The 9,853-nt window shown below is 70.8% G+C and carries 9 protein-coding genes and 1 pseudogene; 4 read left to right on the forward strand and 6 right to left on the reverse strand.

The genetic code is table 11. The features are described from left to right. The coding region (locus CQZ88_RS31480; protein WP_258008705.1) for a helix-turn-helix domain-containing protein at positions 1 to 247 on the forward strand (247 nt) is incomplete at its 5' end. Positions 248 to 275: 28 nt separating this feature from the next. Beyond that, complete coding sequence (locus CQZ88_RS21055) at positions 276 to 1,826, forward strand: PucR family transcriptional regulator (RefSeq protein WP_102800244.1); 1,551 nt, start codon at positions 276 to 278, stop codon at positions 1,824 to 1,826. 61 nt (positions 1,827 to 1,887) lie between these two features. Here CQZ88_RS21055 and CQZ88_RS21060 read toward each other — a convergent pair whose 3' ends face one another. Both CQZ88_RS21060 and CQZ88_RS21065 read right to left on the reverse strand, forming a co-directional pair. Continuing rightward, positions 1,888 to 2,169, reverse strand: a complete 282-nt coding sequence (locus CQZ88_RS21060; RefSeq protein ID WP_102800245.1) for a type II toxin-antitoxin system RelE/ParE family toxin — start codon at positions 2,167 to 2,169, stop codon at positions 1,888 to 1,890. Continuing rightward, a complete protein-coding gene (locus CQZ88_RS21065; RefSeq protein ID WP_100058228.1) occupies positions 2,166 to 2,456 on the reverse strand; it encodes a type II toxin-antitoxin system Phd/YefM family antitoxin in 291 nt (96 codons plus the stop codon). The genes CQZ88_RS21060 and CQZ88_RS21065 overlap by 4 nt, the downstream gene beginning before the upstream one ends. Before the next feature lie 388 nt (positions 2,457 to 2,844). Here CQZ88_RS21065 and CQZ88_RS21070 point away from each other — a divergent pair, with 388 nt between their 5' ends. Then, a complete protein-coding gene (locus CQZ88_RS21070; protein ID WP_102800246.1) occupies positions 2,845 to 3,999 on the forward strand; it encodes a hypothetical protein in 1,155 nt (384 codons plus the stop codon). Between the two features lie 112 nt (positions 4,000 to 4,111). On the opposite strand, the gene CQZ88_RS21075 is transcribed toward CQZ88_RS21070, so the two are convergent. From CQZ88_RS21075 to gabT, 4 genes are read right to left on the reverse strand one after another with little or no spacing between them, the layout of a single operon-like run. After that, complete coding sequence (locus CQZ88_RS21075; protein ID WP_102800247.1) at positions 4,112 to 5,227, reverse strand: CaiB/BaiF CoA-transferase family protein; 1,116 nt, start codon at positions 5,225 to 5,227, stop codon at positions 4,112 to 4,114. After that, complete coding sequence (locus tag CQZ88_RS21080; protein ID WP_043801001.1) at positions 5,224 to 6,690, reverse strand: aldehyde dehydrogenase family protein; 1,467 nt, start codon at positions 6,688 to 6,690, stop codon at positions 5,224 to 5,226. The genes CQZ88_RS21075 and CQZ88_RS21080 overlap by 4 nt, the downstream gene beginning before the upstream one ends. A gap of 32 nt (positions 6,691 to 6,722) precedes the next feature. Then, positions 6,723 to 7,916 (reverse strand): acyl-CoA dehydrogenase family protein, encoded by a 1,194-nt coding sequence (locus tag CQZ88_RS21085; RefSeq protein WP_006932150.1) that lies wholly within the window; start codon positions 7,914 to 7,916, stop codon positions 6,723 to 6,725. A 34-nt stretch (positions 7,917 to 7,950) separates the two neighbouring features. After that, a complete protein-coding gene (gene gabT, locus CQZ88_RS21090; protein ID WP_029546739.1) occupies positions 7,951 to 9,309 on the reverse strand; it encodes a 4-aminobutyrate--2-oxoglutarate transaminase in 1,359 nt (452 codons plus the stop codon). A 177-nt stretch (positions 9,310 to 9,486) separates the two neighbouring features. Between gabT and CQZ88_RS31485 the strand changes: the two are divergent. Next, a pseudogene (locus CQZ88_RS31485) lies at positions 9,487 to 9,853 on the forward strand (glutamate dehydrogenase); the annotation flags it as partial.

Below are 9,853 nucleotides of genomic sequence, written 5' to 3' on the forward strand. Positions count from 1 at the left end.
GCGCGCCACCGCGGTCCTGGCCCCACTGCTCGACGGCCACGACGACCTGGTCGATTTCCTCGTGCTCCACCTGGCCCGGGACCTGGACGTGGGGCGGACGGCGCGGGAGCTGAACCTGCATCCGAATACCGTGCGGCACCGGGTGAAACGAGTCGAGGACCTGCTGGGCCGGTCCCTGCGTTCCCCCCGGGACGTCACCGACGTGCATCTGGCCCTCGAGGTCCTCGCCGAACACCCCACCTCCTAGCCGCCCGGTGCGGGGAAGGATCGTCATCATGGCCATCACCGTGCGTCGGCTCACGACGCTGCCGGAGCTCGGGCTCACTCTCGTGGCGGGTCGCGACGGAGCCGACCGTGTCATCGAGTGGGCGCATCCGATCGAGCTTCCCGACCCCACCCCGTGGCTCTCGGGTGGAGAGCTCGTGATGACCACCGGACTGGAGATCGGCGCCGGCGCCGACGAGCAGTTCGCGTACCTCCAGGGTCTGGTGGGGGCCGGCTGCGTGGCCTTGGCGTTCGACACCGGCACCCGGTTCGACCGCGTGCCCGACGGTCTGCGCGCCGCGGGTGACGCGCTGGGGTTCCCGGTGCTCGCCGTGCCCGCCTCGACGCCGTTCATCGCCATCACCCGGGCGGTCATCGACGAACTGACCGCCGACCAGGTCCGCGCGGTGCAGCGGGTCGTCGATCAGCAGGAGCGGCTGGCCCGGGCCACACTGCGCGGGGGTGTGCCCGCGGTCGTGACCGCGCTCGGTCAGGCCCTCGCCGGAGCCGTCGCCGTCGTCGACGCCGACGATCGCGTACTCGCCGAATACGGGTCCGACACGACGCGGGCGGTCCGGCATGCGCGCGGGGTGGCGGAGTCGGCGTCCCGATCTCCGCGGCGGCGGCAGATGAGCAAGGTGCTGGCCGACGCCGCGGGGCACTACACCGTTCAGAGCATCGCGGCGGCCCAGGACCTCTACGGATACCTCGCCGTCGGCACCGCGGAGCCGCTCCCGCCGGCCGACCGTCTGCTCCTCGCCCACGCCGTGTCGCTGATCTCCATCGAGCTCGGCAAGCCCGCGAAGGTGCAGAGCGCAGAACAGCGGCTGCGGGCCGTCGTCACCCGGACACTCTTCGACGCACCCGAACGCATGGACGCCGGCCTGCTCCGCTATTTCGGGTTCGAACCGACCGACACCGTCGCCGTCGCCGTGCTGACGGAGGTCGGCCCGCTGCTGCCGGCGGAACGGCAGGTCGGCGCAGTCCTCGCCGCGGAGGGCGTACCCCATCTGGCGGCCTCGGTCGGCGCGGATGTCGCCGTGGTTCTGCCGGCCGACCGGGCACGCGAGATCGCGACCCGGGTCCAGGACCGGGTCCGCGCGCAGCTCGGCCGGCCGGTCCGGTGCGGGCTGGGGGGGCCGTGCGGCGTGAAGGACGCGAACACCAGTGTGCAGCAGGCTCTTTCGGCGGTCAGGGCAGCGCGGAACGGGGGCCGGACACCGGTGGCGTTCGCCGAGCTCGGCACCTTCTCGGTGTTGCTGGGCATGCAGGATCCGGACGCGTTGCAGGCCATCGCCCGCACCGGCCTCGAAGCACTCGATGCCTACGACGCGAAGCACGGATCGAGCGGACGACTGGTCGAGACCCTCGCCGCGTACCTCGAGCGCAACGGCCAGGCCGAGAGCACCGCCGCCGCGCTGGGCATCCACCGGCACACCCTGCGGAACCGGCTCGCCCGCATCACCGAACTCACCGGCCGCGACCTCGACTCGATCCACACCCGGGTGGAGTGGTGGCTGGCCGTCAAGGCCCGGGAGATGCTGGACGGCCGTGGCGGATAGGTGCCGACGTCCGGTCGCAGCGCCTCGACGAGATCCTCATCTCGGCCGCGCCCCGGACGATTCAGGTGCGGTACGCGTCGGCGCGGTGGGAGATCGCGGTGACTCGGACCTGGCGGGTGTTCTCGTCGATCAGGCACAGCACCCGGTAGGAGCCGCGGCGGGCGGAGCAGGCCGGTGCCAACGGTGGGGCGAGTTCGTTGCCGACCCGGTGCGGGTTTTCGAGGAGGGGTCCGGTGAGGAACTCGTACACAGCGGCGGCGACCTTCTCGGGCAGGGTCCGCTCGAGCGCACGGGCAGCGGTACGGGCCACGATCAGGGTGTAGGGCTCGCCGGGGACGCTCACTCGTCGTCGGGCTTGCCCGCGGACATGATCTCGGCGAGGGATGCGGCATCGAGGCTGTCCCCGGCCTCGATCTCGGCCATTCCCGTGAGGTGGTCGGCAAGCAGGGACTTCTCGGCCAGCACGGCAATGGTCTCGCGCAGCGCGTCGTAGTCGTCGGCGCCGAGCAGCACCGCGGCCCGGTGCCCATTTCGGGTGATCTCGAACCGCTCGTGGGTGCGCTCGGCCTCGTCGACCAGACGGGAGAACTGCGCCCGCGCCTCGGCCACCGGAAGAGTCGTCATGTACATAATTGTAGCCAACATTTCGGCTGACCGCTGCGACCTCGACTCGATCCACACCCGGCCGGAGTGGTGAGCGGCCGTCGAGGTCCGGGAGATGCCGGGCGGCCGTGGCGGACGATCCGGACCCGAGCGGGGGATGCAACGCGGCGCAACAGTTGTGACGCGCGATCGTTTCGAGTGTGCTCCGAGTCACATTCTCACGGGAAGGACACTCCGATGCTCCACGCTCCCACGGCCGGTCCCGAACTGCGCCGGCGGAGCTGACGAAGAACCCTCGAGGACACGGTCCGCGATCCGGCAGCCGACTCCGGCCACCACACCACTCACCGATCTCCTCGGACGACGTTCCCCTCGCCCCTCGTTTCGAGGGCATCACAGAAGGTTTCGGTACCCCATGCCCGAACGCTCGCACGCCGACACGTCCCCGGGGTGGCTCGGATTCGGTGTCGCCAACACCGCCGTGATCACCACCGCCTCCGTCGCGGCGTGGTATCTGCTCGCCGACCCGCGGCTCAGCCCGTTCGACCTGTATCCGCTGCCGTTCAACGCCGCCCTGTTCTGGGCCCTGCTGTTCGTCGTGTGGGCCGGATTCAACCTCGAACTCTGGGGATTCGACCGGCTACGGCAACCCTGGCGCGGCATTGCGTTCCTCGGCGCAGCATCGGCTTTCGCCGTCGTTGTCACGTATGCCCTGGCGAGCGGAATCGGCCACCTGTATCCCGACTACGCGGCCGCGCGTCCCGACGGTTTGGGCTACTTCACGGGCGCGTTGTTCGTCCTGTTCGGCTTCTCCACGTGGGTCCTGGTGGTGCTCAACTGGGGACACTGGCCGTGGACCGATCTGGGCCTGAAACAGCCGTGGGTCGGCGCCTGCGAGATCGTCTCCCTCCTCGTCCCCACCGCACTGCTCTATCTCGTGTTGGGTGTACCCGCGGTCTCGGAGACGGTTCGGGAGGGCACAGCCCTGGTCGGCATCGACACACTGCTCGGCTGGTACTACTCGATCATCGTCGCGATCGTGCTCACCGGACAGACCTGGGAGAACTGGCCGTGGCGGCTCGCCGGCAGCCGCATGCGGGTCGCACTGGTCTCGACGGTCGGCAACATCGCGCTCGGCACCGTGCTGTTCGCGGCACTGCGTGCGGTGTGTGCGGTGCTCGTCGGACCCGGCACGGCAGCCGAACCGGGCTTCCCGCTCGATCAGTTCCCGGCCCAGCTGGGCGTGTGCTGGGTCGCATGGATGATTCTGTGGGCCAACGCCTTCGGTAACAGGCCGACGGGCGGCGGGGCCGTGGTGAACCTGCTGTCCCGCGCAGCGATCACGTTCGCCCTCGCCGTGACCACGTTCGTCCTGTACTACTACGTGATCGCCGAGATCGTGCTCCACGAGCCGGCCGTCGCCGGCGGCCTGCACGGCAACGCCCTCGGATTCATGGACCTGTTCGCGTTGGTGACGCTCCTGTACGTCGTCGGCTTCGAGTCCTTCGGTCTGCGACGGCCCGCAGCCACCGTTCCCGCCCCCGAGGATCGCGCCGTCGCGCATCCCTGATCGAGGGAGGGGACGGACGACGGAGGCGCCCGCCGTTCGGTTCGGTGCGGCACGACGCCCGTCCCGCCGCGGCCGGACGCGACGGGACGGGCACTCCTCCGGTTCCTGCCGGTCAGTCCGCGGCTCCACCCAGGGGTGGCGGGGCCGAACGGTACCGGACCGGAGTCCTGGAGAAGCTCAACGGATTGCCGACCTGCGGCGTGGCGCTTCCCGGCACGGACACCACGGCGTCGAGGCCGAGACGCCGGGCGAACTCGAATGCCTCGGCGACGTCGTTGATGGGTCCGGCCGGAACACCCACGCGGGAGAGTTCGTCGTACCAGTGGTCGGCCCCGGCCGTGACGAGGATCGAGGTGATCTCGGCGCACAGTTCCTCGCGGTGTGCGACGCGCAGCGGGTTGCTGCGGAAGCGCGGATCGGTGGCCAGCTCCGGCGCGCCGATCGTCTCGGCGAGCCGCGTGAACTGCTTGTCGTTGCCCACCGCCAGCGCCAGCGGCCGGTCCTTGGTCGTGAACACCTCGTACGGGGCGATGCTGGGGTGCCGGTTTCCGAGGATTCCGGGCACCACCCCGGCACCGAGGTACGCCGACGCCTGATTGACGAGCGACGACAGGAGCGCGGAAAGAAGGTTGGTCTCGATGCGCTGCCCCTCGCCGGTGCGCTCCCGATGATGCAGAGCGGCGAGGATGCCGGCGAGGGCGTGCAGGCCGGTGAGCACGTCGACGACCGCGACACCCACCTTCGTCGGCGTACCGGCCTCGGGTCCGGTGATGCTCATGAGCCCACCGACGGCCTGCACGAGCAGGTCGTAGCCCGGCAGTGCCGCTCCGTCCCCGCTCCCGAACCCGGTGACGGAGCAATAGATCAGCCCCGGGTTCACGTCGAGCAGCTCGTCGTAGCCCAGGCCGAGCCGCTCCATGGTGCCCGCCCGGAAGTTCTCGACCACGATGTCCGCGCGCGCCACGAGCCGGCGGGCCTCGGCGCGGCCGTCCTCCGACGCGAGGTCCAGGACCACGGAGGTCTTGTTGCGGTTCACCGAGTTGAAGTACGTGGCCGAGCCCTCGTCGTCGTAGGGCGGTCCCCACGCGCGGGTGTCGTCGCCGGTGCCGGGACGTTCGATCTTGACGACCTCGGCACCCATGTCCGCGAGCATCATCGTGGCGTAGGGGCCGGCGAGGACCCGGGTGAAGTCGGCGACGACGATGCCGTCGAGTGCGCCCCTGCTCATGCGATCGGCCTCCCGCCGCGAAGGTAGACGGTCGTGGTGTGGGTGAAGAACTCCCGTGCGGCGCGGCCCTGTTCCTTCGGGCCGTACCCGCTCTTCTTCGCGCCGCCGAACGGGACGTGCGGGTCGGCGCCGGCGGATTCGGAGTTGATGTGCAGGATGCCCACGTCCAGGTCGTCGAGCGCCCCGAGGGCGCGGGTGAGGTCCTGGGTGAACACCGCCGCCGACAAGCCGTACTCGCTGTCGTCGGCGAGCGCGAACGCCGTCTCGGCGTCGGCCGCCCGGCATACGGCCAGTACGGGCCCGAACAGTTCCTCGCGCCACACGTCGAGCCGGGTGCCGGGCAGCTCGAGCACGGTGGGCGGCACGTAGAACCCGGCCGCCAGTTCACCGTCCTCGTAGGGCCGGCCCCCGCACAACACTCGGGCACCCTGGCGTACCGCCTCGTCGACCCCCGCCCGGATAGACGCCCGCGCCGCGGCGTCGACCACCGGACCCATGTGGACGTCCTCGTCCAGGGGGTTGCCGACGGTCCACTTCCCGATCCGGGCGACGAGTTCACCGACGAACTCGTCGGCGACGTCGTCGGTGACGATGAGCCGGGAGGTCGCCGTGCACTTCTGCCCCGACGACCGGAACGCGCCGAGCAGCACCTGTTCGGCGGCGAGATCGAGGTCCGCGTCGCCGAGCACCACCGCCGCGTTCTTGCCGCCCATCTCCGCCTGCACCGGCACCCCCCGGGCGGCTCCCGCCGCCGCGAGGCTCCGGCCCACCGCCGTGGAACCGGTGAAGGTCAGCGCGTCGACACCCGGATGGTCGGCGATGCCGGCGCCGACCGCCCGGCCACCGATGACGAGGTTGAGCACCCCCGGCGGCAGGCCGGCGTCGGCGAGGGCCTGCATCAGCCGCATGGCCAGCAGCGGCACGGTGCCCGCCGGCTTCCACACCACGGTGTTGCCGTAGGTCAGTGCCGGGGCGATCTTCCAGGCGGGGATGGCGATGGGGAAGTTGAAGGGGGTGATGACCCCGACCACGCCGACGGGCTTGCGCGCGACCAGGATCTGCTCACCGCGGCGGGGAGAGGCGAACATCTCGCCGGCCTCCCGGTCGCCCTCGCCGCCGTAGAAGCGCAGGATCTGGGCCGCGCGGAGCACCTCGGCGACGCCTTCGCCCCGCGTCTTGCCCTCCTCCCGGGCAAGTTCCGCGCCCCACTGCGACGCGGACGATTCGACGACGGCAGCCGCCCGGGCGAGGACGGCACCGCGCTCGTGCGCCGGGGTTCTCGCCCATGGCCGGGCCGCGGCGCGCGCGGCGGCCACGGCCCGGTCGACGTCGTCGCCCGTGGCCGCACGACCGCGGGCCACGGTGACGTCCGGCTCGGCGGGGCTGATGCTCGCCAGGGCCTCGGCCCCGCCGTCGAACCACTCGCCGTCGATGTAGTGCTGCAGCAGAACGGGTGTCGTCATCGTGTGTCCCTTCGACGCTTCGACGGTGCGGGTCAGCGGAATGCGGCGTGACCGGTCAGGGCGCGGCCGATCGAGAGCAGGTGCATCTCGCTGGTGCCCTCGTAGGTCAGCACCGACTCGAGGTTGTTGGCGTGCCGCAGCGGCGAGTACTCGAGGGTGATGCCGCTGGCGCCGAGAATGGTCCGGCATTCGCGGGCAATGGCCAATGCCTCGCGCACGTTGTTGAGCTTGCCGAGGCTGATCTGCTCGGGGGTGACACCGGACTCGTCCTTGAGGCGGCCGAGGTGCAGTGCGAGCAGGAAGCCCTTGCCGAGCTCGAGCGTCATGTCGGCCAGCTTCTCCTGGGTGAGCTGGTAGGCGGCGAGCGGGCGGTCGAAGACCTCCCGGGAGGCGGCGTAGTCCAACGCGGTCTCGAGGCTGTTCCGGGCCGCGCCGAGCGCGCCGAACACGATGCCGAACCGGGCCTCGTTGAGGCACGACAGGGGAGCCCCGAGGCCGCGGGCGAGGGGAAGCTCGGCCGAGCCCGGCAGGCGCACGTTGTCGAGCACCAGCTCGGAGGTCACCGAGGCCCGCAGCGACAGCTTGCGGTGAATCCTGTTGGCGGTGAAGCCGGGTGTGTCGGTGGGAACCAGGAACCCGCGGACACCCTCGTCGGTCTGGGCCCACACCGTGGCGACGTCCGCGAGATTGCCGTTGGTGATCCACATCTTGGTGCCGGTGAGGATCCAATCCGAACCGTCCCGGCGGGCGCGGGTGCGCATTCCCGAAGGGTTGGACCCGAAGTCGGGTTCCGTCAGGCCGAAGCACCCGATGGCGTCTCCGGAGGCCAGGCGGGGCAGCCATTCCTGCTTCTGTTCGTCGGATCCGTAGCGGTGGATGGAGAACATCGACAGCGAACCCTGCACCGAGACGAAGCTGCGGAATCCGCTGTCGCCGGCCTCGAGTTCCAGGCAGGCCAGGCCGTAGCTGACGGCGTTGGTGCCGGCGCAGCCGTACCCGTCCAGGTGCATGCCGAGGACGCCGAGGGCGCCGAACTCCTTCGCCACTTCCTTGGGCAGCGTCGCGGATTCGAACCAGTCGCCGACCTCGGGGACGAGCCGGGTCTCGACGAAGCGGCGGACGGTGGCGGCGATGTCGCGTTCGTCGGCGTCGAGCAGTGTGTCGGCGCCGAGGAGTTCGAGCGGTCGCAGCGGACCGGTCGTGCGGGCGGGTGCGGTGGTGGTCATGTGCTGGTCCTCGCGGAGTAGGGAGCGGTGGTGGTCAGAGGGCGGCGAACGCGTCGCGCAGCACCGAGAACGCCTCGGTGAGCAGCTCGTCGGAGATCGACAGCGGCGGCAGGAAACGGAGCACGTTCCCGAACGTGCCGGCGGTCAGGGTGAGGACCCCGTGCGCCTGGCAGTACCGGACGATCTCCGCGACGGCCTCGCGGTTGGGAGTGGTCGTACCGGGCTCGACGAGTTCGACGGCGATCATGGCGCCGCGTCCGCGGACGTCGCCGACGACGGGGTGGTGGGTGCCGATGTCGCGCAGTTCCCGCAGCATCAGCGCGCCGATTTCCTGAGCCCGGTCGAGCAGATGCTCCGCTTCGATCGTCTCGAACACCCCGAGGGCCGCCGCGCACGCCGCGGGGTTGCCACTGTAGGTGCCGCCGATGCCGCCCGGGTGGGCGCGGTCCATGATCTCGGCCCGGCCGGTGACGGCCGCGAGCGGAAGCCCGCCGGCGAGTCCCTTCGCCGTGACGATCAGATCCGGCACCAGGCCTTCGTGCTCGCAGGCGAACCATGCTCCGGTGCGGGCGATGCCGGTCTGCACCTCGTCGGCGACGACGAGGATGCCGCGGTCCCGGCAGAAATCTGCGACGCGGCGGAGGAATCCGTCGGCGGGGACGATGAACCCGCCTTCGCCCTGAATGGGTTCGACGACGACGCACGCCACCTGGTCCGCGCCGATCTGGGCGTCGACGAGCAGCCGGAACTGCTCGAACGCCTCGTCCGCGGCGCGGTCGGGCCCGCTCGGCCACCGGTAGGGGTAGGCCATCGGCGCGCGGTAGACCTCCGGGGCGAACGGACCGAAGGAGTGCTTGTAGGGCTGGTTCTTCGCCGTCATGGTCATCGTCATCAGCGTCCGGCCGTGGAAGGCGTGGTCGAACGTGACCACGGCGGAACGACCGGTCGCCGCGCGGGCGTACTTCACGGCGTTCTCGACGGCCTCGCTGCCGGTGTTGAACAGTGCCGTGCGCTTGGCGTGGGTTCCGGGGGTCAGCCGGTTGAGGACCTCGGCAACCTCGATGTACGGCTCGTACGGCGTGGCGAGGAAGCAGGTGTGGGTGAACTGCTGCAGCTGCGCGGTGGCACGTTCGACGACGCGCGGCGCGGAGTTGCCGACGGTGGTGACGGCGATGCCGGAACCGAGGTCGATGAAGGAGTTCCCGTCCACGTCGACGAGCACACCCCCGCCGCCCGCCGCCGCGTAGATCTCGGCGCCACTGGCCAGGCCCGCCGGCAGCGCGGCGGCGCGGCGCTGCGCCAGCTCGCGGGACCGGGGGCCCGGGATTTCCGTCACGATGCGGCGTGCCTGCTCGAGTCCGGGCCCGCCTCGTACGAGTTCCACTGCGGTCATGTCCTTCTCCCTCCGTCGGTTTCCTCGAACTGTAGGGGCGAGAACGCCGGTCACTCATGGACTGGAAGTACAAGTTCCGCCGCATACATGGACATCGAGTACATGTCCGTCTCCAGGGGTCGCCCGCAGACTGGCGGCACACCACGGCCCACACCGGGTGATCGAAAGGACACGCCGATGACCACCGATACCGCCACCACGCATCGACACGAACCGATGCCCACCGACGTCGCCGGGGCCGCGCGGCACCTCGCCGGGTCACGCGGGGAGCATCCGGCCCTCCTGTTCGTCGAGCGCGCTGCCCGCGACGGCGTCGCCGACGCCGTCATGAGGTGGCCGGGCCGCGATCCGTCGCTGTCCGACTCCGTCCACACCTTCGAACACTTCGGGCTGCGGATCGACGATCACGAACACCTGACGGGGGACGGCGAGGATCGCCGGGTGCATCGGTTCGCGTTCGTCACGCCCCCGGAGTGGGGGCCGGGTTCGCCTTGCCGGGTAGCGGCGGTCGTCGACGCCCATGCGCAGGGCCGCACCGTCGTCG

The organism is Rhodococcus sp. ENV425, assembly GCF_002887785.1.
GTDB lineage: Bacteria > Actinomycetota > Actinomycetes > Mycobacteriales > Mycobacteriaceae > Rhodococcus > Rhodococcus aetherivorans.

What these genes read in the sequence shown, in the direction of transcription:
- CQZ88_RS21075 (WP_102800247.1), bottom strand. Translation starts at nt 5,227, where the DNA reads ATGAGCAGGGGCGCACTCGACGGCATCGTCGTCGCCGACTTCACCCGG.
- CQZ88_RS21065 (WP_100058228.1), bottom strand. Translation starts at nt 2,456, where the DNA reads ATGTACATGACGACTCTTCCGGTGGCCGAGGCGCGGGCGCAGTTCTCC.
- CQZ88_RS21070 (WP_102800246.1), top strand. Translation starts at nt 2,845, where the DNA reads ATGCCCGAACGCTCGCACGCCGACACGTCCCCGGGGTGGCTCGGATTC.
- CQZ88_RS21085 (WP_006932150.1), bottom strand. Translation starts at nt 7,916, where the DNA reads ATGACCACCACCGCACCCGCCCGCACGACCGGTCCGCTGCGACCGCTC.
- CQZ88_RS21055 (WP_102800244.1), top strand. Translation starts at nt 276, where the DNA reads ATGGCCATCACCGTGCGTCGGCTCACGACGCTGCCGGAGCTCGGGCTC.
- gabT (WP_029546739.1), bottom strand. Translation starts at nt 9,309, where the DNA reads ATGACCGCAGTGGAACTCGTACGAGGCGGGCCCGGACTCGAGCAGGCA.
- CQZ88_RS21080 (WP_043801001.1), bottom strand. Translation starts at nt 6,690, where the DNA reads ATGACGACACCCGTTCTGCTGCAGCACTACATCGACGGCGAGTGGTTC.